Source organism: Pseudomonas sessilinigenes (assembly GCF_003850565.1).
GTDB lineage: Bacteria > Pseudomonadota > Gammaproteobacteria > Pseudomonadales > Pseudomonadaceae > Aquipseudomonas > Aquipseudomonas sessilinigenes.
Genome location: NZ_CP027706.1, coordinates 702,881 through 726,938, shown reverse-complemented (window position 1 = coordinate 726,938; position 24,058 = coordinate 702,881). Strand labels below are relative to the sequence as shown.

22 protein-coding genes are annotated in these 24,058 nt (G+C 65.9%); 18 read left to right on the top strand and 4 right to left on the bottom strand.

Annotated elements, in window-relative coordinates:
- The first annotated feature begins 5 nt into the window (after positions 1-5).
- The 7 genes from purH (at position 6) to C4K39_RS03225 (ending at position 8,056) form a co-directional block, all read left to right on the top strand.
- Positions 6-1,613, top strand: a complete 1,608-nt coding sequence (purH, locus tag C4K39_RS03255; protein ID WP_124345650.1) for a bifunctional phosphoribosylaminoimidazolecarboxamide formyltransferase/IMP cyclohydrolase — start codon at positions 6-8, stop codon at positions 1,611-1,613.
- A gap of 154 nt (positions 1,614-1,767) precedes the next feature.
- Positions 1,768-3,057: a phosphoribosylamine--glycine ligase gene (gene purD, locus C4K39_RS03250; protein WP_124345649.1), complete on the top strand. Its 1,290-nt coding sequence runs from the start codon at positions 1,768-1,770 to the stop codon at positions 3,055-3,057.
- Positions 3,058-3,156: 99 nt separating this feature from the next.
- Entirely contained in the window at positions 3,157-5,943 is a 2,787-nt protein-coding gene (locus C4K39_RS03245; RefSeq protein ID WP_124345648.1) for a hybrid sensor histidine kinase/response regulator, read from the top strand.
- A 41-nt stretch (positions 5,944-5,984) separates the two neighbouring features.
- Entirely contained in the window at positions 5,985-6,581 is a 597-nt protein-coding gene (locus tag C4K39_RS03240; RefSeq protein ID WP_022642054.1) for a MarC family protein, read from the top strand.
- 26 nt (positions 6,582-6,607) lie between these two features.
- Positions 6,608-7,066, top strand: coding sequence for a hypothetical protein (locus tag C4K39_RS03235; protein WP_124345647.1), 459 nt, complete (start codon positions 6,608-6,610; stop codon positions 7,064-7,066).
- 22 nt (positions 7,067-7,088) lie between these two features.
- The gene (locus C4K39_RS03230) at positions 7,089-7,631 is read left to right on the top strand and encodes a CPCC family cysteine-rich protein (protein ID WP_124345646.1); all 543 of its coding nucleotides are present in this window, start codon (positions 7,089-7,091) and stop codon (positions 7,629-7,631) included.
- On the top strand, positions 7,628-8,056 hold the full coding sequence (locus C4K39_RS03225; RefSeq protein ID WP_068577191.1) for an SMI1/KNR4 family protein: 429 nt from the start codon (positions 7,628-7,630) through the stop codon (positions 8,054-8,056). The genes C4K39_RS03230 and C4K39_RS03225 overlap by 4 nt, the downstream gene beginning before the upstream one ends.
- 72 nt (positions 8,057-8,128) lie before the next feature.
- Here the strand turns inward: C4K39_RS03225 and cobJ are convergent, their stop codons facing one another.
- From cobJ to cobG, 4 genes are read right to left on the bottom strand one after another with little or no spacing between them, the layout of a single operon-like run.
- Positions 8,129-9,838, bottom strand: coding sequence for a precorrin-3B C(17)-methyltransferase (cobJ, locus tag C4K39_RS03220; RefSeq protein WP_124345645.1), 1,710 nt, complete (start codon positions 9,836-9,838; stop codon positions 8,129-8,131).
- Positions 9,838-10,572 carry a precorrin-2 C(20)-methyltransferase gene (locus C4K39_RS03215; protein ID WP_178083948.1) on the bottom strand — a complete coding sequence of 245 codons (735 nt, stop codon included), beginning with the start codon at positions 10,570-10,572 and terminating at the stop codon, positions 9,838-9,840. The genes cobJ and C4K39_RS03215 overlap by 1 nt, the downstream gene beginning before the upstream one ends.
- A complete protein-coding gene (locus C4K39_RS03210) occupies positions 10,569-11,195 on the bottom strand; it encodes a precorrin-8X methylmutase (RefSeq protein ID WP_068577108.1) in 627 nt (208 codons plus the stop codon). Before C4K39_RS03210 ends, C4K39_RS03215 begins: the two co-directional genes overlap by 4 nt.
- Entirely contained in the window at positions 11,188-12,591 is a 1,404-nt protein-coding gene (cobG, locus tag C4K39_RS03205) for a precorrin-3B synthase (protein WP_124345644.1), read from the bottom strand. Before cobG ends, C4K39_RS03210 begins: the two co-directional genes overlap by 8 nt.
- A gap of 48 nt (positions 12,592-12,639) precedes the next feature.
- Here cobG and C4K39_RS03200 point away from each other — a divergent pair, with 48 nt between their 5' ends.
- The 11 genes from C4K39_RS03200 to C4K39_RS03150 all read left to right on the top strand — a co-directional run bounded on the left by C4K39_RS03200 (position 12,640) and on the right by C4K39_RS03150 (position 24,042).
- On the top strand, positions 12,640-13,884 hold the full coding sequence (locus tag C4K39_RS03200) for a bifunctional cobalt-precorrin-7 (C(5))-methyltransferase/cobalt-precorrin-6B (C(15))-methyltransferase (RefSeq protein WP_068577106.1): 1,245 nt from the start codon (positions 12,640-12,642) through the stop codon (positions 13,882-13,884).
- Positions 13,877-14,974, top strand: a complete 1,098-nt coding sequence (locus C4K39_RS03195) for a cobalt-precorrin-5B (C(1))-methyltransferase (protein ID WP_068577104.1) — start codon at positions 13,877-13,879, stop codon at positions 14,972-14,974. The genes C4K39_RS03200 and C4K39_RS03195 overlap by 8 nt, the downstream gene beginning before the upstream one ends.
- Positions 14,971-15,699, top strand: a complete 729-nt coding sequence (locus C4K39_RS03190; RefSeq protein WP_124345643.1) for a cobalt-precorrin-6A reductase — start codon at positions 14,971-14,973, stop codon at positions 15,697-15,699. Before C4K39_RS03195 ends, C4K39_RS03190 begins: the two co-directional genes overlap by 4 nt.
- 177 nt (positions 15,700-15,876) lie before the next feature.
- Positions 15,877-16,179, top strand: a complete 303-nt coding sequence (locus C4K39_RS03185; protein ID WP_068577099.1) for a type II toxin-antitoxin system RelE/ParE family toxin — start codon at positions 15,877-15,879, stop codon at positions 16,177-16,179.
- A 3-nt stretch (positions 16,180-16,182) separates the two neighbouring features.
- The gene (locus C4K39_RS03180) at positions 16,183-16,473 is read left to right on the top strand and encodes an addiction module antidote protein (RefSeq protein ID WP_124345642.1); all 291 of its coding nucleotides are present in this window, start codon (positions 16,183-16,185) and stop codon (positions 16,471-16,473) included.
- Positions 16,474-16,572: 99 nt separating this feature from the next.
- The gene (locus C4K39_RS03175) at positions 16,573-16,971 is read left to right on the top strand and encodes a DUF2946 domain-containing protein (protein ID WP_124345641.1); all 399 of its coding nucleotides are present in this window, start codon (positions 16,573-16,575) and stop codon (positions 16,969-16,971) included.
- 49 nt (positions 16,972-17,020) lie between these two features.
- Complete coding sequence (locus C4K39_RS03170; protein WP_068577093.1) at positions 17,021-17,515, top strand: copper chaperone PCu(A)C; 495 nt, start codon at positions 17,021-17,023, stop codon at positions 17,513-17,515.
- A 22-nt stretch (positions 17,516-17,537) separates the two neighbouring features.
- Positions 17,538-17,984 (top strand): DUF2946 domain-containing protein, encoded by a 447-nt coding sequence (locus C4K39_RS03165; RefSeq protein ID WP_225926554.1) that lies wholly within the window; start codon positions 17,538-17,540, stop codon positions 17,982-17,984.
- Positions 17,985-18,072: 88 nt separating this feature from the next.
- Positions 18,073-20,205, top strand: a complete 2,133-nt coding sequence (locus C4K39_RS03160; protein ID WP_124345640.1) for a TonB-dependent copper receptor — start codon at positions 18,073-18,075, stop codon at positions 20,203-20,205.
- A 171-nt stretch (positions 20,206-20,376) separates the two neighbouring features.
- Positions 20,377-21,759, top strand: a complete 1,383-nt coding sequence (locus C4K39_RS03155; RefSeq protein ID WP_124345639.1) for a PepSY-associated TM helix domain-containing protein — start codon at positions 20,377-20,379, stop codon at positions 21,757-21,759.
- 153 nt (positions 21,760-21,912) lie between these two features.
- Positions 21,913-24,042: a TonB-dependent receptor gene (locus tag C4K39_RS03150; protein WP_124345638.1), complete on the top strand. Its 2,130-nt coding sequence runs from the start codon at positions 21,913-21,915 to the stop codon at positions 24,040-24,042.
- Positions 24,043-24,058: the final 16 nt, after the last annotated feature.

Sequence of the window (24,058 nt, the reverse complement as noted above, 5' to 3'; positions counted from 1 at the left end):
TTGAGATGACCGACCAGACTACCCGCCTGCCGATCCGCCGCGCCTTGATCAGTGTTTCCGACAAGACCGGGATCCTCGAATTCGCCAAGGAGCTGGAAGCCCTCGGCGTGGAGATCCTCTCCACCGGCGGGACCTTCAAGCTGCTGCGGGACAATGGCGTGTCCGCAGTGGAAGTCGCGGATTACACCGGTTTCGCGGAAATGATGGACGGCCGGGTCAAGACCCTGCACCCGAAAATCCACGGCGGCATCCTCGGCCGTCGCGGTATCGACGATGCCATCATGGGCGAGCACGGGATCAAGCCCATCGACCTGGTGGCGGTCAACCTCTACCCCTTCAAAGAAACCATCTCCAAGCCCGGCTGCGACCTGCCGACCGCGATCGAGAACATCGACATCGGCGGCCCGACCATGGTCCGTTCGGCCGCCAAGAACCACAAGGACGTGGCCATCGTGGTCAACGCCAGCGACTACGCCGACGTCCTGAAGAACCTCAAGGCCGGCGGCCTGACCTACGCCCAGCGCTTCGACCTGATGCTCAAGGCCTTCGAGCACACGGCAGCCTACGACGGCATGATCGCCAACTACATGGGCACCATCGACCAGACCCGGGACAACCTGTCTACTGAAGGGCGCAGCGAGTTCCCACGCACCTTCAACAGCCAGTTCGCCAAGGCCCAGGAAATGCGCTACGGCGAGAACCCGCACCAGAGCGCGGCATTCTATGTCGAGGCGCAGAAAGGCGAAGCCAGCATTTCCACCGCCTTCCAGCTGCAAGGCAAGGAGCTGTCATTCAACAACGTGGCCGACACCGATGCTGCCCTTGAGTGCGTGAAGAGCTTCGTCAAGCCAGCCTGCGTCATCGTCAAGCACGCCAACCCATGTGGCGTGGCCGTGGTCCCTGAAGACGAAGGCGGTATCCGCAAGGCCTACGACCTGGCCTATGCCACCGATACCGAATCGGCCTTCGGCGGCATCATCGCCTTCAACCGCGAGCTGGATGCCGAAACCGCAAAAGCCATCGTCGAGCGCCAGTTCGTCGAAGTGATCATCGCTCCCAGCGTCAGCGAAGCGGCCCGCGCCATCGTCGCAGCCAAGGCCAATGTGCGCCTGCTGGCCTGTGGACAATGGTCGCAGGACCGGGCTGCGGCCTGGGACTTCAAGCGCGTCAACGGCGGCCTGCTGGTACAGAGCCGCGATATCGGCATGATCACTGCCGATGACCTGAAGATCGTCACCCAGCGTGCCCCGACCGAACAGGAAGTCCACGACCTGGTGTTCGCCTGGAAAGTGGCCAAGTTCGTCAAGTCCAACGCCATCGTCTATGCCAAGAACCGCCAGACCATCGGTGTCGGCGCCGGCCAGATGAGCCGCGTCAACTCCGCCCGCATCGCCGCCATCAAGGCCGAGCACGCCGGCCTGCAAGTGCAAGGCGCGGTCATGGCTTCCGACGCCTTCTTCCCGTTCCGCGACGGCATCGACAATGCCGCCAAGGTCGGTATCCGGGCCGTGATCCAGCCTGGCGGCTCGATGCGTGACGCCGAAGTGATCGCCGCGGCCGACGAAGCCGGCATCGCGATGGTATTCACCGGCATGCGCCACTTCCGTCACTAAAAGCAGCGTCAAGCTGCAAGCTGCGAGCGCCAAGTAAAAGCGCGACCCTGTCGCCTCTGCTCGCGCTTGCAGCCTCTTTAATTGACAGCCGCCTGCTGCACTTGAATTTCAACTTGCAGCTTGCGGCTTGTAGCTTCCTCCGAAGGAGTCTGACTTGAACATTTTGATCATTGGTAGCGGCGGTCGTGAACACGCCCTGGCCTGGAAAGTCGCTCAGGACCCACGGGTCGAAAAAGTATTCGTCGCTCCCGGCAACGCCGGTACCGCCATCGAGGCCAAGTGCGAGAACGTGGCCATCGACGTGCTGGCCCTGGAGCAGCTCGCCGACTTCGCCGAGAAGAACGTTGCCCTGACCATCGTCGGTCCGGAAGTCCCGCTGGTGGCCGGTGTGGTCGATCTGTTCCGTGCCCGTGGCCTGGACTGCTTCGGCCCGACCCAGGGTGCCGCCCAGCTGGAAGGCTCGAAGGCCTTCACCAAGGACTTCCTGGCCCGCCACAAGATCCCTACCGCCGACTACCAGAACTTCACCGAGATCGAGCCGGCCCTGGCCTACCTGCAGGAAAAAGGCGCGCCGATCGTGATCAAGGCCGACGGCCTGGCCGCCGGCAAGGGCGTGATCGTCGCCATGACCCTGGCCGAGGCCGAGGAAGCCGTGCGTGACATGCTCGCCGGCAATGCCTTCGGCGACGCCGGTTCGCGCGTGGTGATCGAAGAGTTCCTCGATGGCGAGGAAGCCAGCTTCATCGTCATGGTCGACGGCAAGAACGTGCTGCCCATGGCCACCAGCCAGGACCACAAGCGCGTGGGCGACGGCGATACTGGCCCGAATACTGGTGGCATGGGCGCTTACTCGCCTGCACCGGTGGTCACCGCCGACGTGCACCAACGCGTGATGGACCAGGTCATCTGGCCGACCGTGCGCGGCATGGCCGAGGAAGGCAACGTCTATACCGGTTTCCTCTACGCGGGCCTGATGATCGACAAGGCCGGCAACCCGAAAGTCATCGAGTTCAACTGCCGTTTCGGCGACCCGGAAACCCAACCCGTCATGCTGCGCCTGCAGTCGAGCCTGGTCCTGCTGGTAGAAGCGGCCCTGGCCCAGGCCCTGGACAAGGTCGAAGCACAATGGGACCCACGCCCGAGCCTGGGTATCGTCCTGGCGGCCGGCGGCTATCCTGGTGACTATGCCAAGGGCGCGGCCATCAGCGGCCTGGACGCAGCCGCCGCACTGGAAGGCAAGGTCTTCCACGCGGGCACTGCACTCAAGGACGGCCAGATCGTGACCGCAGGCGGCCGCGTACTGTGCGCCACCGCCATGGGTGCCAGTGTCGATGAGGCACAGCAGCAAGCCTATCGCCTGGCCGCCCAGATCGACTGGCAGGGTTGCTTCTACCGCAAGGACATCGGCTACCGTGCCATTGCCCGCGAGCGCGGCCAGGAGTAAGGCTCCCCGTGACCCCGGCAAGGGCCACGCACCCTTGCCGTTCGGTCATTACGCCGCGCATAGTTATAATCAGGCATCAACCAATGAAGGGATTTCGCCGTGCGCTGGCTCAGGACTGCCCTAGGCTTCACCGTCACATTGCTGACTCTGCTCTGCCTGAACCCGGCCCTGGCCGCGCAAGGCAGTGGCTGGGCAGTTCTGCTCGACGATCAGGGCGACCTGCAACTCAGTGACATCCGCTCCCCGCGCTACACCAACCAGTTCAGCCCCATCGAGCTGGACAAGCTCACCGCCGCCGCGCCAGAGGGTGCCCTGTGGCTACGCTTCAAGCTGCAACCCGGGCCCCATGAACAGATCCTGCGGATCTTCGCCCCTGACCTGGCCCATCTGAATCTCTACGTGCTCGAAGGCGACACGCTGATCGAGCAGGCCAACAGTGGCTTCAGCCAGCCGCAAACACAGAGGCCGTTGCCCAGCAGCGACTTCATCCTGGCGCTGCCACAAAACGCCAAGCCGCTGGATGTGTATCTGCGCCTGGTGTCCGAGCACGAACTGCGCCCCTACATCACCCTGCAGTCGGCCGTGATGAGCGCCGCCAACCAGAGCCAGACGCTGATCTATGGCGTGCTCTTCGGCTGCCTGACGATGCTGATCCTGCACAACCTCACGCGCTTCGCCTATACCCGCTCGCGCAGCAGCCTGTGGCTGGCGATCTGCGAAGGCCTGCTGACCCTCAGCCTGATGCTGTTGCTCAACCTGCTCGGCCCCTGGCTGCCGCAGTGGCAGGCCCTGCAGACGCCCGGGGCGTACCTGGCCCTGCTGCTGACCGCGCCGGCCGGCATGATGTTCGCCTATCGCTTCTTCGCCCCGCTGGGCACGCACCCGCTGAATCGCCTGCTGCTGGGCAATATCCTGCTGATCGCCCTGAGCGGCTTGTTGCTGCTGTTCGTCAACACCCTGCCGCTGAATATCATCACCTATGCCCTGGTGGCCCTGGCCGGCCTGAGCATGTTGTTCGTGGGCGGCTACCACTGGCACAAGGGGTATCGTCCGGCACGCCTGTTCGTTGCCGCCATGGCGATCTTCAACCTCGGCACCCTGGTGATCCTCCCTGCCCTGCTCGGCCTGACGCTGGTGCCGCCGCAAGGGTTGATTGTCACCCTGATGAGCGTGGTCTGCGTGGCCGGCCTGCTGATGAGCGTGGCCCTGGGCGAGCGCCAGCGCAACATCACCGAGAACCGCTTCAGCGTCAGTCGCGACCTGGCCGCCAGCACCGCCGAGGTCAACGCCAAGGCCGAGTTCCTGGCCAAGATCAGCCACGAGATTCGCACCCCGATGAATGGCGTGCTGGGCATGACCGAGCTGCTGCTGGGCACGCCGCTGTCGGTCAAGCAACGCGACTACGTGCAAACCATCCACAGTGCTGGCAACGAGCTGCTGACCCTGATCAACGAGATCCTCGACATCTCCAAACTCGAGTCCGGGCAGATCGAACTGGACGACGTGCAGTTCGACCTCAACGCCCTGATCGAAGACTGCCTGAGCATCTTCAGGGCCAAGGCCGAACAGCAGAATGTCGAGTTGATCAGCTTCATCCAGCCCCAGGTCCCGCGGGTCATCGGTGGCGATCCGACGCGACTGCGCCAGGCCATGCTGAGCCTTCTGGAAAACGCCCTGAAGAAGACCGACGAAGGCGAAGTCCTGATTGTCGTCGCCCTCGACGAGCGCAGCAGCAAACCGCGCCTGCGCATCGCCGTGCAAGACAGCGGCCAGCCCATGGAAGCCGAGGAACGCGAAGCCCTGCTGCACACCGAACTGCACAGCAAGAACTTCCTGGCCAACACCCGCCTGGGCGGCAACCTGGGCCTGGTGATCGCCCGCCAGCTGATCCTGCTGATGCATGGCGAATTCGGCATCAAGAGCGGCAACCAGCAGGGCAGCACCCTCTGGCTGACCCTGCCTCTGGATGCCGAGCGCCTGGAACAACCTACCGCCGACCTCGACGGCCCGCTGCAAGGGGCCCGGGTACTGGTGGTGGACGACAACGACACCTGCCGCAAGGTCCTGGTCCAGCAATGCAGCGCCTGGGGCCTGAACGTCAGCGCCGTGCCCTCCGGCAAGGAGGCGCTGGCCCTGCTGCGCACCAAGGCACACCTGAAGGATTATTTCGATGTGGTCCTGCTGGACCAGAACATGCCCGGCATGACCGGCATGCAACTGGCGGCGAAGATCAAGGAAGACCCGAGCCTGAACCACGACATCCTGCTGATCATGCTCACCGGTATCAGCAACGCGCCGAGCAAGGTGATCGCACGCAATGCCGGGATCAAGCGCATCCTCGCCAAGCCGGTGGCCGGCTATACCCTCAAGACCACCCTGGCCGACGAACTCAGCCAGCGCAGCAGGGCCCCGGCCGCGCCCTACAACCTGCCGCTCAACCCCGCTCCCGCCCCGGCCGCAGTGACCGTGCCCAGCGACTTCCGCATCCTGGTGGCCGAGGACAACAGCATCTCCACCAAGGTGATCCGCGGCATGCTCGGCAAACTCAACCTGCAGCCCGACACCGCCAGCAATGGCGAGGAAGCCCTGCAGGCGATGAAAGCCAATCGCTACGACCTGGTGCTGATGGACTGCGAGATGCCGGTGCTCGACGGGTTCTCCGCCACCCAGCAACTGCGGGCCTGGGAAGTGGGTAACCAGCGAGTGCGCACGCCGGTGGTGGCCCTGACCGCCCACATCCTGGCCGAGCACAAGGAGCGCGCGCGCCAGGCCGGCATGGACGGGCACATGGCCAAGCCGGTGGAGCTGTCGCAACTGCGCGAACTGGTGGAACACTGGGTCACCCAACGCGACTTGCGCGAACGCAGCACCGCGCACACCAGCTGAGTTAAACTCTGGCTCGCCCTCCCTAGTCGTGAGCTCCCACCATGCTCCACGTGCTGTTCAGCGTTTACCTGAAGATGCTGGTGCTCTACAGCCCCTTCTTCGTCCTCTCGTGCTTCATCAGCCTGACCCGTGGCTACTCCCTCAAGGAACGCCGGCGCCTGGCCTGGAAAGTCGCCCTGGCGACCCTGGTCTCCAGCGTGCTGCTGTACCTGTTCGGGCGGGTGATCTTCGGCGTGTTCGGCATCACCGTGGATGCGTTTCGCATCGGCGCGGGCTCGGTGCTGTTCATCTCCGCCCTGGGCATGGCCCAGGGCAAGTCGGCGGTGCAGACCGACAACGTGCAGCAAGACGTGACCATAGTCCCGCTGACCATTCCCCTGACGGTCGGCCCCGGCACCATCGGTGCCCTGCTGGTCATGGGCGTCAGCCAGCCGCACTGGGACGACAAGCTCACCGCCATCCTCAGTATCGCCCTGGCCAGCCTCACGGTGGGCGTGGTGCTGTACCTGTCCAACCGCATCGAGCGCATCCTCGGCGACCAGGGCCTGCAGATCGTCAGCCGGTTGATGGGCCTGTTCGTCTGTGCCCTGGCGGCGCAGATCATCTTCACCGGAGTGCGCGGCTACCTGGTGCCCTAGCCAGCCCTCATCGCAACGGATTGCCCATGCCCTACAACGCCGACCAGGCCTTTATCCAGCAGCAATGGCGGGACGAAGCCTACCCGCGGGAAAACGTCCTGATCCTGGGCAATGGTTTCTACTGCCTGTTCGAGCTGCCCCACGGGGCAAGCCGACTGCAGGACAAGGCGTGGCTCCCGGCCCTGGATCACCAACCGGCAGAAGCCTGCGAAGGCCTGGCGACCCTGGGCTGTTCAGCCCCCGGCCCGGAACCTTGGCAGGCCCTGGCTGGCGAATGCGCGGCCCACGGCGGCGATGGCTTCCTGGCGCTGCTGGAGAAAGACTCGCAGCGCCTGATCTGGCTGCTGGTGCTCCGGGAAACCAACCCCTTCGCCCAGGTGCGAATCCGCGACCGGCATATAGAGGCTCAATCCACCAGCGGGGTCAGTGTTTGCATTCCCATCGAGCGGCCGGATCAGCTGACCCTGGCCTGGCCGGAGTGCTGATCCCCTTGCCGAGCACAACCCCATGAAGCCACTGACGCGCCCCGCGGCCATCGAGCTCTTGAGCCGGCACCGCCTGCTCGAACTTTCGGCGCAAGAACGCGCCGATCATCTGCTGAACGTCTGGACCCTGGCTCCACAAGCCCCGGAATTCGCCACCCTCCCAGCCAGCCTGGGGGAAGAAATACAGACTCGGGAACCTCCGGAAAACGCCCAGCCCGCGCGTTACGATGCGTTGATCCTGGTCAGCCTGCGCGCCGCCTACCATGGCGTCAGCAACCCCTACCTGAGCCGCTGCCTGGCCGAGGCCGGCTACCCGAGCCAGCCGGTCGAGGGCCCGGTGGAAACCCTGTTGGCCTGCCCCTGCTGCGGCTACCTGACCCTCGGCGCCCATGGCGAGTACGAGATCTGCGGCCTGTGCCACTGGGAAGACGATGGCTGCCAGGCACTGGATGTGCTGAGCGGCCCCAACCACAAGACCCTGGCCCAGGCCCGGGAACACTTTGCCCAGATCCAGGGCAGCCTGCCCCTGGACAAATGGCCACCTATCATCAAGGACCACCCATGATTCCCCCGCAGTTGGTCGCCCTGATCGAAGCCCAGCCCAGCTTCCGCCCGCGCCCAGATACCGCCGGGGTCACCCGAGCGCTGGCAACACTGGGCATTGCCCTGGACAGCGAGTTCGCACAGATCTACCTGGCCTACCACCCCGCCGACTTCGCAAGCCGGGCGAGCTACGAAGTGCTGATGAATATCGTCGAGCCCAGCGAGGAGATCCTTGTAGGCACCGAGTTCATTCATGAAGTATGGGAGCTGCCGCAGAACTTCATCGCCTTCACCTCATTGCAAGGCGAAGGAGGCTACTTGCTGGACAAGGACAGCGGCGGCGTCTGGGATTTCGACCTGGGCGACTGGGAAGCCTTCACCGCTGGCCGCATTGCCGCCAGATGGACCGGTTTCTTCGAATTCATCATCTGGTACTTGCAGCCCTAAGCGACAAGCTTCAAGCGACAAGCCGCAAGTTTTTAGCTTGCCGCTCAAAGCTCGAAGCTTGCCGCTGCCCCTCTAGTACCAGCGCGGCGTGTAGACCCACTCGCCGCCATCCGCCTTGGCAAAGGTGCAGGTGGTGGAGGAACCCACCAGCACCATGGTGCGCATGTCCACCTGCTCCGGGGTCAGCTCGCCCAGGGTGGTGACGCGCAGGGTCTGGCCCGGGCGACCGATGTCGCGCCCCAATACCACTGGGGTTTGCGCTGTGCGGTGCTGGCGCACGATCTCCAGGGCCCGCCCTAGTTGCCACGGCCGGGAACGGGAGATGGGGTTGTAGAAGGCCAGCACCAGGTCGGCCTGGGAGGCGAGGTCCAGGCGCTTCTCGATGATCTCCCAGGGCTTGAGGTTGTCCGACAGCGACAACACGCAGAAGTCGTGGCCCAGTGGTGCACCCGCCTGGGCGGCGGTGGCCAGGGAGGCCGACACCCCGGGCAGGATCTCCAGGTCGACGTTATGCCAGGCCGGGTCGCTGGATTCGTGCAAGGCTTCGAGCACCGCCGAGGCCATGGCGAACACACCCGGATCACCGGACGACACCACCACCACCGAACGGCCCTGGGCCGCCAGCTCGAAGGCGTGGCGGGCGCGCTGCATTTCCTCGCGGTTGTCGGTGCAGTGCATGACCTGGTCGGCGCGGAATGGGCCGGCCATGCGCACATAGGTTTCGTAGCCGAGGATGTCCTGGGCCCGGGCCAGTTCGGCCTTGACCGCCGGCACCATCAGTTCGGCGGCGCCCGGCCCCAGGCCGATCACGGCCAGGCGACCACGGGGCTGGCCGATCCGTTGCGGGTCCAGGGGTTCGCTGGCCACAGCGATGGCAATGTCCTCGCCCGCATTGAGGGGCGGCAGCAATTGTGGCACCGCTTGTTGCGCCAGCTCGGCCACACTGCTGGCCGCCGGAGCAAAACGCAGCGGCACGCCCAGTTCGGCGGCGGCGTCACGCAAGGCCGGGCTGGCCATTTCACTGTCGGCGGCCAGCAGGCAAGCGACGGACTGGCGAGCGATCCCAGCCTGGTGCAGAGCGGCCCGCAGATGCTCGGCCAACTCGGGGCCGCTATCGCGAGCAAGCTCGTTCCTGCAGGTGAGTGCGATGAGGACACTGCGCGGGTAGATCAGCAGTTCGTTGGCGGCGGGCTCACGCTCGGCGGAACCGACCCGGATGGTCAACCGGGCTTCGCGATCTTCCGGCAAGCGGGCTTCGGCCAGCCAGGGCGCGGCGCCTTCGATGCGCACGCTCTCGCCACCCAGCAAATCGGAGACAAAGCGCTTGCCCAGCTCCAGGTCGCCCAGGGCATAACCGCTGGGCGGGTTGAGCAGGCAAGTGCCGAAGCGCAGTTCACCGCTGGTGGTGATGGCCGCCGCCACGCCCAGGCCGGCAGCGATCTTGCGAGCCATGACGTTGACCCCACCCAGGCCGCCCAGCAATGGCACCACCGCGCTGCCGTCCTCGGCCACCGCCAGTACCGGCGGCTCGGCGCCCTTCTCCAGCAGCAGCGGCGCCAGGGTGCGGATCACGATGCCGGCGGCGCACAGGGCGATGATCGGCGTGTCTTGTTGATAGAGCTGGCGCAGGGTCGCGCCGAACTCCTGGTAACTGCGGTCGGCGCCCGTGGTGCGCTCGGCCAGGCCGTAGACCAGTGCGTCGGGGTACAGGCGCTGGATCCGCCGCGCGGTATCGAGGCTGCCTTGGCCAAGGATGACGATGGCCGGAATCGAACGGGCCATCAGCCTTGCCACCTTTGTCCGGGAACGATGATCAACGAGAAGTACGGCGACGACATCGGCTCCACCTCGTCCAGGGGCACGATCTTCTGGTTGGCCATGGTCGCGCGCTCGACATACAGCGCCCGCTGCGCCAGCCCCAGCTCATCCAGGACCTGGCGGACCTTGGGAAAATTGCGCCCCAGCTTCATCACCACGGCCGCGTCGGCATCGGCCAGGCGGCGCTTGAGCTCGTCATGGGGCAGCACCCCGGACAGCACCGACAGGCTCTGGTTGCGATACACCAACGGCGCCCCCAGCACCGAGGCGCCGCCGAGCATCGAGCAGACCCCCGGCACCACTTCGGCCTGGTAGCGCTCGGCCAGGCGGTCGTGCAGGTACATGTAGGAACCGTAGAAGAACGGGTCGCCCTCGCAGATCACCGCCACATCGCGGCCGGCATCCAGGTGCTCGGCCACTTGCACGCTGGCTTCGTCGTAGAAATCGCTGATCACCTGCTCATAGGACAACGGCGCCGGCAGCGCTTCGGTGGTCACCGGGTAGACCAGCGGCAGCAGGGTCTGCGCCTCCTGCAGGTGCGCCTCGATGATGCCGAAGGCATTGCCCTTTTTACCCTTGGCGACGAAGTAGGCCACCACCGGCGACTCGCGCAGCAGGCGCAGGGCCTTGAGGGTAATCAGTTCCGGATCACCAGGGCCCACGCCGAGGCCGATCAAACGTCCAGGTTGCTGCATCATTCGATCTCCGTGGCCAGGGCGTTGACGGCGGCGGCGGCCATGGCACTGCCGCCCAGGCGGCCTTGCATGATCACGAACGGCACGCCACGGCTGTCGGCGGCCAGCATCGCCTTGGATTCGGCAGCGCCGACGAAGCCCACCGGGAAACCAAGGATCAGCGCCGGTTTCGGCGCGCCGGCGTCGAGCATTTCCAACAGGTAGAACAGCGCGGTGGGGGCATTGCCGATCACCACCACGCTGCCTTCCAGGTAAGGCCGCCACAGTTCCAGGGCCACCGCCGAACGGGTATTGCCCAGCTCGCGGGCCAGCTGCGGCACGCTGTCGTCACGCAGGGTACAGATCACCGGGTTGTTGGCCGGCAGCCGTGCCCGGGTGATGCCCTCGGACACCATTCGCGCATCGCAGAGGATCGGCGCCCCAGCGGCCAGGGCCTCGCGCCCGGCCTTGCCGGCGCCTTCAGAAAACTGCAGGCCATCGATGGCCTCGACCATGCCGCAGGCGTGGATCACCCGTACCGCGAGTTTTTCCAGGTCGGCGGGAATGCGTTCTAGCTTGGCTTCTTCGCGGATGATCGCGAAGGAGTTGCGATAGATCTCCTGACCGTCGCGGATGTAATCAATCATCAAGGTGACTCCGTTGGCGGACATCAAGCAGCGCTTGTGCCGCTTCTATAGAAAGGTTGCGCGCCCGCAGCCTGCCGAACCCCGGCTGCGTGGCGTCGCGCACATACAAGTCGTAGCGTCCCGGGGCCACCGCCAACAGGGTGGTGGGCGCCACATGGGCGGCAGCGCAAGTGCGCAGGCAGCCAGAAAGGTGGACCGCCGCCTGTTGCCCCTGAGCCTGCAACAGGGCCGCCAGGCGCAGCGCATCGCCCTTGGTATCGGCCTGGGCCTTGGCGCAACCGCTGGAGCCGGTGCAGGCAATCAGGTGGGCCAGGGCCTGCTCGGGACGGCAAAGCAAACCCAGCTCGGCCAAGCCAGCGCTGACCGCCGGGGCATCCGCCACGGCAATGTCGGGCAACAGCAGGCTCTGCCAGGGCGTCAGGCGCAGGCTGGAATCGCCATAGCGCCGGGCCAACTGCGCGACGCCCTTGAGCATGGCCGGGTCGAGCCGCCCCAGGGGCGCGACCGCACCGACATAGACCCGCCCGGCCACGGCCTGTGGATAAGTTCCTAGGTGCAAGCCCTCGGCGGCTGCCGACCGGCGCCAGCCATCGACGTTCAGCAGCGGGCCGCCCAGGCGCTGTTGCACCTGGAGCAGAAATTCCGCCACCGACACCTGGGCCAGCAAGTGCCGCATACGGGTCTGCTCGGGGCTCGCCAGGTCGAGGAACGCCTCCAGCACCGCCACCAGCAGGTCATGGCCCTGCTCCAGCGGCACCGCCGCCAGCGGCGCATCCACCGGGCAACCGGCCAGGCCGAAGGCCAGCAACCGTTGGTCCTCGCGCTCACAGGCTGCCAGCCACAAATCGTGGTGATGCTGGAGCATGGCCAGGGCCTCGCCCCCGTCCAGTTGCACGGCGAACTTGGGCGACAACTCGTGGAACCGTGGATGACCTTGCAGGGTGTGCAGGATCTGCGCCGCCAGGGGCCGGGTATCGACCAGGCACTGGCGGTCGATACCGGCGCTGGGGCTGAGCATCAGGTTGCGTACATCGTCACCGGCCGCCGTGGTCGGCCCCAGGCCTGCCTCCAGCAGCTTGGCGATCAGCGCCTGGTGCTCGCCGCCGATGCCACGGATCTGCAGGTTGGCGCGGTTGGTGGCCTCGATCACCCCGCCGGCGAACACCTGCGCCGCCTCGGCCACGGCCACGGCCTGGGCCGCGCTGATGACCCCGCCGGCCAGTTTGATCCGGCAGATACCGCCGTCCAGGGCCGGGACGATACGCAACAACCCCGGACAGGCCGAGGGGCGGATGGCAGTGGACAGCGGACGTGGGTTCAAAGGGGTGACCGGCAGTGTGGGAAAAACGCTTCGCGGGCGAAGGCGCGGTATTATGCCTGCTTTGTCCGAAGGCATGAAAAGCCTGCCTGTCGGAACCCTGGCTTTTGTGTTCGAGGAATATCCATGTCGCCCTGGCTGACAGTAGTGGGAATCGGTGAAGACGGCTTCAAGGGCCTGGGCCGCAATGCCCGCCATGCCCTGTTGGGCGCTTCACGGATCGTCGGCGGGCAACGTCAGCTGGAGCTGCTGCCGGCTTGCATCCGTGGCGAACGCCAGCCGTGGCCCAGCCCGTTTTCCCTGGAGCCGGTGCTCGCCCAGCGTGGCACTGCGGTATGCGTGCTGGCCAGCGGCGACCCGATGTTCTTCGGCGTCGGCGCCAGCCTGGCACGGCAACTGCCCGCCGAGGAACTGCTGATCTTGCCCGCCCCCTCCTCCTGCGCCCTGGCCGCCGCGCGCCTGGGCTGGCCCCTGCAGGAAGTGGTCAGCCTGTCGCTGGTGGCGCGGCCATTGGCCGCACTCAACGCGCAGTTGGCCAACGGCCTGCGCCTGCTGGTGCTGAGCAATGACCGCCACAGCCCGGCGGCGGTGGCCGGACTGCTGCGCGAGCGCGGCTTCGGCCCGAGCCGGATCAGCGTCCTGGAACACCTGGGCGGCCCGCTGGAGCGGCGTATCGACGGCACCGCCGACGACTGGCAAGACCCGGCCATCGCCGACCTCAACCTGCTGGCCATCGACTGCCGCGCCAGCCTCGACGCGCCACGCCTGTCGCGCCTGGCCGGCCTGCCGGACTCGGCCTTTGCCCATGACGGACAGTTGACCAAGCGCGACGTACGCGCCATGACCCTGGCCCGCCTGGCCCCGATGCCCGGCGAGTTGCTGTGGGATGTCGGTGCCGGCAGCGGCTCGATCGGCATCGAGTGGATGCGCGCCCACCCCAGTTGCCGCGCCCTGGCCATCGAGGCCGACGCGGGCCGCCAGCAGCTGATCGAACACAACCGCGACACCTTGGGCGTTCCCGGGTTGCACCTGATCCGTGGCAGCGCTCCCCAGGCCCTGGCTGGCCTTGAGCGTCCGGACGCGATCTTCATCGGCGGCGGCGTGACCCGCGACGGGGTGCTCGCCACCTGCTGGGAACGACTCAAGCCCGGCGGCCGCCTGGTGGCCAATGCGGTGACCCTGCAAAGCGAGATGACCCTGATGGACTGGCGCCAGCGCCACGGCGGTGAGCTGACTCGCATCCATGTGGCCCAGGCCCAGCCGCTGGGGGAGTTCGACACCTGGCGCCAGGCTTTGCCCATCACCCTGCTGGAACTGCACAAACCCCAGGACCCAATCTGCACGCTATCCGGGGACCTGCCCCATGCGTGAGGAAACCGCCGAACAGCCCGCTCCGCTGCGCAGCGGCCTGACCACCGGCAGTTGCGCCACCGCCACCAGCCTCGCGGCCGCCCGCCTGCTGCTGGGCAACGTCGAGGCCGATGCGGTGGATATCGTCCTGCCCAAGGGCAAAGAGGTGCGGATGCGCCTGGAGTTCTGCCGGCGCACCAGCGACGGGGCCGAGGCCGGGACCATCAAGGATGCCGGCGACGACCCGGACGTGACCCATGGCGCCCTGCTCTACTCCCAGGTACGCCTGACCCATGAGCCGGGCATTCGCTTCGTGGCTGGTGCCGGGGTCGGTACCGTGACCCGCCCCGGGCTGGTCCTGGGGGTGGGCGAGCCGGCGATCAACCCGGTGCCGCGGCGGATGATCGGCGAGCACCTGCAACGCCTGGCCGAGGAGCAGGCCTACAACGGCGGCTTCGAAGTCACGGTGAACGTCGAGGGCGGCGAGGCACTGGCGCAGAAGACCATGAACCCGCGCCTGGGGATTCTCGGCGGGCTGTCGATCCTGGGTACCAGTGGCATCGTCCGGCCGTTTTCCTGCGCCGCCTACATCGCCTCGATCCACCAGGGCATCGATGTCGCCAGGAGCAACGGCTACCAGCACGTCGCCGCCTGCACCGGCAACGCCAGCGAAGACACCATGCGCCGGGTCTACGACCTGCCGGAAATCGCCCTGATCGAAATGGGCGACTTCGTCGGCGCGGTCCTCAAGCACCTGCGCAAGGCCCCTGTGGATAAACTCAGCCTGTGCGGCGGTTTCGGCAAGATCAGCAAGCTGGCCGCCGGGCACATGGACCTGCACAGCCGCCACTCCAGCATCGACCTGCCGCAGCTGGCGCAATGGGCCGCCGAAATCGGTGCCGACCAACCGTTGCAAGAGGCCATCCGCCAGGCCAATACCAGCCAGCAGGCACTGGCCATGGCCAGCGCCGCCGGAGTCGCCCTGGGCGATGCGGTGTGCCGCCATGCCCTGGACTTCGCCCGCAGCGTGGTACCGGCCCAGGTCCAGGTGGAAGTCTTCGCCATCGACCGCCAGGGCGGCATCGTCGGCCATGCCGGAGCCCAGCCATGAGCCGTATCCTGCTGCTGGGTGGGGTCACCGAGGCCCTGGCCATCGCCCGCACCCTGGGGCCTGAACATGTCTACAGCCTGGCCGGCATCGGCCGGGTGCCCACGGACCTGGCCTGCCAGGTGCGGGTCGGTGGGTATGGCGGAGCCAAGGGCCTGGCGCAGTTCATTCACGCCGAGAACATCGGCCTGCTTCTGGATGCCACCCATCCTTATGCCGCGCAGATCAGCGCCAATGCCCAGGCCGCCGCCCGGCTCGCCGGCATTCCCTGCTGGGCCCTGCGTCGCCCGGCCTGGCAAGCGCAGCCCGGGGACGACTGGCGCGAGGTGGCCGACTGGCCACAACTGATCCAAGCCCTCGAACCCTTCCAGCGACCGTTGTTCACCCTGGGGCGCGAACCCTTGCAGCATCTGGAGGAGATTCCCGCCAGCCAGTTCTGGACCCTGCGCGCCCTGGAAGCCTGCCCGGGCAATGAGCGCTGCGAAGTGATCGGCGCCCGCGGCCCGTTCCAGATCGACGACGAGCGCGAACTGTTCGCGCGCCGGCGCATCGATGTGCTGATCAGCAAGAACAGCGGCAGCAGCGCCACCGAACCCAAGCTGGAAGTGGCCCGCGAACGGGGAGTACCGGTGTTGATACTCAAGCGCCCCGACCTGCCCGAAGTCGATCGCCATTTTACCGAAGTGCCCCAGCTCCTGGCCGCCCTCGAGCGGCTGTCCAGCGCCTGACAGCAAAAAGCGCCGCGCCTCACCTCAACCTGGGAACTCCCTGGCTGTGCCCGCCAGTCTCCTGCCTTAACTTCCTTGGGAGCTCTGCAACGACCGGCTGCACGCCCGGTCGTCGCAGCGTTGCCTTTCATCTGGCAAATGAGTTGCCAGGAGTGTATCCCAGGGAATACAGTCGCGATGTTCGTCTTCGAGCAAACCCAGGAGTTCAGCCACTGGCTCACTCGCCTCAAGGACCCTCAGGGGAAGACCCGTGTACTGGCCCGGATCAGGGCAGCGCAACTAGGGCGGTTTGGCGACTGTGTATCAATAGGAGGTGGAGTCCATGAGATGCGTATCCACCGTGGGCCTGGCTACCGGGTGTACTTTTCACGGCGAGGCGAACGGATCTACCTGTTGTTGATCGGTGGCGACAAGAGCACCCAGAGTCGCGACATCCAACGAGCCCGGCAACTGGCTCACGACCTCAAGAACGAGGACTGAAACATGCGCACCCCAGTGACCCGCTTCGATGCGGCCGACTACCTCAAGACCCCGCAAGACATGGTGGCCTACCTCGATGCCTGCTTCGAGGAAGATGCCGGCGATGGCGTGCTGATCCGCGCCGCCCTCAACGACATCGCCCGCGCCCGGGGCATGACCCAGATAGCCCGGGACACCGGCCTGGGCCGCGAAAGCCTGTACAAGGCGCTGGGCAGCCAGGGCAATCCCGAGTTCGCGACTATCATCAAGGTGATGAAGGCGCTGGGACTCAAGCTTCAGGTCAGCCCGGCCTGAGCCAGCACTGCGACACCACACCGCACACGGTGTTTTTTTACTTATCCACAGCGATCAGGCTAAATACCCGCCTGATCGCTCAACCGACGGATCGTCACCATGTCCCGACAACGGCTCGCATTTGCCTGGATCGCCTGCTTCGCAGTGCTGTTCAACATGCTTGCCATGCCGCTTTCCGGGGCCATGCAGAGCAGCGACCAAGAGCTGGATGAACAACTGCTATGGGGCAGTTTCTGTTCCTCCAGCGGCACCAAGATGATCGCCATCTCCCTGGGCCAGCTCGAACAAAAAGCCCCGCAAAACGACGATCACTCGAACATGCAGCATTGCTGGTGCTGCTCCGGCTCGGCGCCCCTGGTGGCCCTGCCTGGCCATGCGCCGCAGCTGTACTTCACCCGCTTCATCGCCCAACCGGGCGCCCCGCAACCGCCGCTCGAACAACTCACCCCGCGCCAGCAATGGCCCAGCCTGAATCCCGGTGCACCGCCTCTGGCATGATTCCCTTTCGCAAGTGACCTGCGTTTTTGAATCGTTCTGGAGAACCACCATGCTCAAGTCTTCCCTGGTCAAGCACACTCTGCTGCTGGCCGCCCTGCTGTTGCCTGCCAGCTTTGCCAGCGCCCATGAATACAAGGCCGGCCAATTGCAGATCGACCATCCCTGGTCGCAGGAACTACCGCCGAACGCGCCGACCGTCGCCGCCTACTTCGTGCTGCACAACCCGGGCAAGAACGCCGACACCCTGCTCAGCGTCGAGACACCGATCGCCGGTCGCGCCGAACTGCATGAGCATGTGATGCAGGGCGACATGATGAAGATGCAGCAGGTGGCCAAGGTGGCCGTGCCCGCCGGTGGCGAAGTGCGATTCGCGCCCATGAGCTATCACGTGATGCTCATGGAGCTCAAGGACCGCAGCCTGCTCAGCGATGGCAAGCGCTTCCCGCTGACCCTGCACTTCGAGAAGGCCGGCGACGTCACCGTCGAGGTCGCCGTGCAGAAGCAGGCACCCGGCGCGGCGCAAGAGCATCAGCACGCTCACTAAGCACTGACCGCCGGTCCCATCCGTGAACGCCCCGCTCGCGCCTGGCCGCAGGCGGTCCGCAGCGCGCCGTACCTCCATAGGGGTGCGGCGCGGCAGCTGGATCAGCCTGTTCGCCATGCTGATGATCTTCATCGGTCCGCTGATTTCCCAGTCGATGCCGATGGATCACGCGATGCCGATGACCATGTCCGTATCCATGGACATGGGCAGCGGCGTGTCCGGCTGCCACGGCGATAACCCACACGCTTCGCACCCCGCCAAAGCCCAGGGCGAGCAGCATGTGCTCTGGGAGAAATGCGGTTATTGCAGCCTGCTGTTCAACTGTCCGGCACTGCCATCGGGGCTGTCATTCGCCCAGCTCGATGCACCGCTGGCCCAGCATTTCCTGATCCCCGCCACGCGCCTGGGCCACGCCCGGCAGACCGTGTTCCCCGGCGCGCTGACCCGCGCTCCGCCGATCGACGCCTGAGTCACCTGCTCACTCCACACGGCCGGCTGTCAGCACGACAGGCGTGCGCTCGCGGCCGTGTCATTCAAGACCGATCGATGGAACCATTATGTTTTCTGCTGACTCTCGCCTGGGCGTTGCCCAGCCATCCAAGCCTTTTGCCCTGAACCCATCGCGCCAGCACTTCAACCGTGCCCTGGCGGTGCTGTGTGGTGCCCTGCTGACGCCCCTGGCCGTGGCCGACGAGGCTTCGGCCGAGCACGCCCACCACAGCACCGAGCTGAGCCCGACGGTGATCACCGCCATCGCCCCCAGCTCGCCCCTGACCGTGGTGACCAACCCCAAGGACCCACGCCAACCGGTGCCGGCCAGCGATGGCGGCGACTACCTCAAGACCATTCCCGGCTTTGCCCTGGTGCGCAACGGCGGCACCAACGGCGACCCCGTGCTGCGCGGCATGTTCGGCTCGCGCCTGAACATCCTCACCAACGGCAGCATGATGCTCGGCGCCTGCCCTGGCCGCATGGACGCCCCGACCTCCTACATCTCCCCGGAAACCTACGACCGGTTGACCGTGATCAAGGGGCCGCAAACCGTACTCTGGGGCCCCGGTGCCTCCGCCGGCACCGTGCTCTTCGACCGTGAACCCGAGCACTTCGGCGAACTCGGCACCCGGGTCAACGCCAGCCTGCTGGCCGGCTCCAACGGCCGCTTCGACAAGACCCTGGACGCGGCCGCTGGCGGCCCCCTGGGTTATGTGCGGGTGATCGGCAACACCGCCCACTCCGACGACTACAAGGACGGCAACAACGACACCGTGGCCTCGCGCTACGACAAGTGGAACGGCGACATAGCCCTGGGCTGGACCCCGGACGCCGACACCCTGCTGGAGCTGACTGCTGGCAAGGGCGACGGCGAGGCCCGCTACGCCGGTCGTGGCATGGACGGCTCGCAGTTCAAGCGCGAGAGCCTGGGCCTGCGGTTCGAGAAATCCAACATCGGCGAGATCCTGGACAAGGTCGAGGCCCAGATCTACTACAACTACGCCGACCACGTGATGGACAACTACAGCCTGCGCACCCCGTCGGGCAGCGGCATGATGGGCATGCCCATGGTCAGCAACGTCGACCGCCGCACCCTGGGGGCACGGATCAAGGCCACCTGGCGCTGGGCCGATGTGCAGTTGATCGGCGGCATCGATGCCCAGACCAACGAACATCGCCAGCGCGGCGGTATGGGCGTGGATGCGCACAAGGGCCAGCCCTGGACCAAGGACGCCGACTTCCACAACTACGGCGCCTTCGGCGAGCTGACCTGGTACGCCGCCGAGCGCGACCGGTTGATCACCGGCGCCCGCCTTGATCGAGCCTCGGCCAAGGACTACCGGCAGAGCATCAAGTCGGGAATGATGAGCCGCCCCAACCCCACCGCCGGCGACACCCGTGCCGATACCCTGCCCAGCGGTTTCGTGCGTTACGAGCATGACCTGGCCGACAGCCCGACCACCTTGTATGCCGGTCTCGGCCACGCCCAGCGCTTCCCCGACTACTGGGAGCTGTTCTCGCCGAAGATGGGCCCAGCCGGCTCGTTGAACGCCTTCGATTCGATCAAGCCGGAAAAGACCACCCAGCTCGACTTCGGCCTGCAATACCAGGGCGCCGACCTGGAGGCCTGGGCCTCGGGCTACATCGGCCAGGTACGGGACTACATCCTCTTCGACTACAACTCGAAAATGATGGGCATGAGCACGTCCCGGGCCGAGAACATCGACGCCCGGATCATGGGCGGCGAACTGGGCGCGGCCTACAAGCTGACCTCCAACTGGAAGGCCGATGCCACCCTGGCCTATGCCTGGGGCAAGAACAGCAGCGATGGCAAGGCCCTGCCGCAGATGCCACCGCTGGATGCGCGCTTGGGCCTGACCTACAGCGAGGACGACTGGAGCGCCGGCGCCTTGTGGCGGGTGGTGGCGGCGCAAAACCGCGTCGACCTGAACAAGGGCAACGTGGTCGGCAAGGACTTCGGCAAGAGCGGCGGCTTCGGCGTGTTCTCCCTCAACGGCGCCTATCGCATCAACAAGAACCTCAAGCTCAGCACCGGGGTCGACAACCTGTTCGGCAAGGCCTACGCCGAGCACCTGAACCTGGCGGGCAACGCCGGCTTCGGCTACCCGGCCACTGATCCACAAGCCATCAAGGAACCCGGCCGCACCTTCTGGACCAAGGTCGACCTGAGCTTCTGACGAACCGTTGCGACCGCTGCACGACCGTACGCAGCCTGCGGCAGCGGCTACACCAGGCACCTGTAGCCGCTGCCGAGCTGGCGAGGCTGCGACAAGGCCCCCAGGGCCTTCAGCAGTGGTTTCAGGTGCCACCCATAACGACAGATCCACAGCCTTGCGGAGCGCTTCCCGATGAACCGACCCAAAGTGTCTTTCTACAACCTGGCCTGGCGCTGGCATTTCTACGCCGGGCTGTTCGTCGCCCCTTTCATGGTGATGCTGGCCCTGACCGGCATCGTCTACCTGTTCAAACCGCAACTCGACCCACTGATGTACCCCAGCTTGCTCAAGGTCCCCGCCGGGCAGCACAGCCTGGCGGCCGACGAGCTGCTGCAACGGGTCCAGGCGGCCTATCCCCAGGGCCATATCAAGCAGTACCTGCCACCTGTGGATGCCGGGCGCAGCGCCCAGTTCGTGGTGCAGCACAAAGGCCAGGAACTCAACGTCTTCATCGATCCCTACCATGGCGACGTGCTCGGCGAGCAGGATGCCAAGCGCAACCTGCAGGCGGTGGCCCGGGCCATTCACGGCGAGCTGATGATCGGCACCGTCGGCGACCGGCTGGTGGAGCTGGCGGCCAGCTGGGGCATCGTCCTGGTGGTCTCGGGCCTGTACCTGTGGTGGCCACGGGGCAAGTCTTCGGCAGGCGTGCTATGGCCACGCCTGAATGCCCGGGGCCGGCTGTTCTGGCGCGACCTGCATGGCGTGCTGGGGTTCTGGGGCGCGGCCTTCCTGCTGTTGATGCTGCTCAGCGGCATGAGCTGGACCGGCTTCTGGGGCAGGCAGTACGCCGACCTGTGGAACCGCTTCCCGGTGGCCATGTGGAACGACGTACCGACCTCCGACCAGCAGGCCGGCGAGCTCAACAGCGCCACCCGCCAGACCGTGCCCTGGGCCCTGGAGAACACGCCGATGCCGATGTCCGGCGACCATGCCGAGCACAGGGGCCACGCCATGGCCACAGCGGCCCCGGCAGCCCCGGCCATCAGCTTGCAACAGGTCCAGGACATCGCTCGCCAACGCCAGGTCGAGCCCGGCTACAGCATCACCCTGCCCAGCAGCGCCACCGGGGTGTTCACCATCGCCCTGTTCGCCGACGACCCGCGCAACGACGCCACCCTGCATGTCGACCAGTACACCGGCAAGGTCCTGGCTGATGTGCGCTGGCAGCACTACAGCAATGTGGCCCGGGCCACCGAGCTGGGCGTGATGTTGCATGAGGGCAAGATGTTCGGCCGCTTCAACCAGCTGGTAGTGCTGGTGGTGTGCCTGATGATCCTTCTGGGTGCGGTGAGCGGCATCGTCATGTGGTGGCAGCGTCGCCCCGCCGGCCGTCTCGGGGTGCCGCCGCTGCGCCACGATCTGCCACGCTGGAAAACCGCGATGCTGGTCATCGCCCTGTTGGCCGTGACCTTTCCCCTGGTAGGCGCCTCGCTGGTGGTGGTGTGGCTGCTGGATCGCCTGGTGATCTCGCGCTGGAACCGCGATCCTGAATCTGCCTCATCTTCAACATGAGTCAGCCGAGATGCTCATTGCAGAGGGCTCTGTACAATCCCCGCGCTTTAGCCGCGCACAGAAATAGTGTTACTTTATAACACTTGATGTAAGCTCCTTGCCCGCAGCCCCCCACTGCGGGCAACCCTCTCGAAGAAGCGATTCACCGCCCCGATGAACAAGTACCTGCTGTCCAGTCTCTGCCTGCTCGCCCTGCCGTCCCTGTCCCAGGCCGACGATGCCGCCCTGACCCTGCCCACCGGCACCATCTCTGCCGCAGCCAACGAAAGCGACGACAGCGTCAGCCTGAAGACCCCGACCACCGCCGGTTCACGCCTGGGCCTGAGCGCCCTGGAAACCCCGGCCAGCACCGACAGCCTGAGTGGCGAGCGCATCCGCGCCCGGGGCGATCGCAGCATCCAGGACGCGGTATCGCGCAGCGCCGGCATCAGCCGCACCGGCACCCCCGGGGACGGCGGCACCTCGTTGTCGGCCCGGGGCTTCACCGGGCAGAGTTCGGTGATGCAACTCTACGATGGCAACCGCATGTACACCGGCATGGGCACCGTGACCTTTCCGGTGAACAGCTGGGCCGTGGAACGGGTCGACGTACTGCGCGGCCCGGCCTCGGTGCTGTACGGCGAAGGCGCCACTGGCGCGGTAATCAACACCATCCCCAAGAAGCCCTTCAGTGGCGAGATCGAGAACCACCTGCGCCTGGGCTACGGTTCCTTCGATCGCCAGCAACAGGCCCTGGACAGTGGCGGTTCGCTGAGCGACAGCCTGAGCTACCGGCTCAACCTCAATCGCGAGCGCAGCAACGGCTGGGTCGACCGTGGCGATTCCTCGGGGGATTTCGTCAGCGCGGCCCTGCGCTGGCAGGCCCGCGATGACCTGGCCTTCACCCTGGCCCACGACTACGGCGACCAGAACCCGATGAACTACTTCGGCACGCCGCTGATCGACGGGCGCTTGCACAAACGCCTGCGGGACAAGAACTACAACGTCAGCAACGACAAGCAGCACTACAACGACCAGTGGACCCGCCTGACCAGCGAGTGGCAGATTTCCGATAACCTCAGCGCCAGCAACGAGCTGTACTACCTCAAGGCCCAGCGCCGCTGGCAGAACGCCGAGAACTACAACTGGAGCACGGCGGACCGGCAACTGAGCCGCAGCGGCTACTTCGGTATCAGCCACCAGCAGGAACAGGTGGGCGACCGCCAGACCTTCACCCTCAAGCACTCGCTGTTCGGCCTCGACAGCCAAACCCTGGTCGGGATGGACTACAACCGCATCCGCTTCCATATGAAGAGCAACTCGCCCTTCAATGACGTCACCCCCCATGGTGACTCCATCGACCTGTACCACCCAGCCAAGGGCGAGTTCATCAGCAACAGCCCCTACCGCGATCAGTTCAAGACCACCACCAGGCAGATGTCGGTCTTCGCCGAAAACCGCCTGCAACTCAGCGAGCGCTGGTCCCTGGTGACCGGTGTGCGCCGTGACTATGCGCATATCGATCGCGATGACTTGAAGGACGGCAGCCAGAGCGACAAGACCCTGACCGGCAACAACTGGAAGGCCGGCCTGGTGTTCGCCGTCACCCCGGATACCTCCCTCTATGGCCAGTACTCCACCAGCACCGACGGTGTCGGCGGGCTGATTTCCCTGAGCAAGAGCCAGCAGCAATTCGACCTGTCCACCGCCAAGCAGACCGAGATCGGCCTCAAGCAGGCGTTCTGGGACCAGCGGGGCGAATGGACCCTGGCGGCCTACCACATCGTCAAGAAGAAGCTGCTGACCGATGTGCCGGGCGACCCGGACCTGAAACAGCAAGTGGGCCAGCAATCCTCCAATGGCCTGGAGGCCAGCCTGGACCTGCAACTGCCCCACGCCTGGCAGCTGCAGGCCAACGCCGCCATCGTTCGTGCCCAGTACGACGACTTCCAGCAGGACGTCGACGGCGTGCAAGTCTCCCGCGATGGCAAGCGCCCGGTGGACGTGCCACGGCGCACCGCCAACCTGTGGCTGAGCAAGGCCATCAACGACGACCTGCGGGCCGGCGCCGGGGTGCGCTACGTCGATGCGCGCTACGCCGACATGGCCAACCGCAACCAGCTGCCCAGCTACACCGTGGTGGACGCCAACATCTCGTGGCAAGCCTTGCGCAATACCACCCTGGGCCTGCAATTGAATAATCTGTTCGACCGCCAGTACGCCCAAAGCCAATACAATGACGGCCAGCAATGGATTCTCGGCGAGCCGCGCTCGTTCTTCGTCACCGCCGACTATCGCTTCTGACCCCTTGCGGGACCAC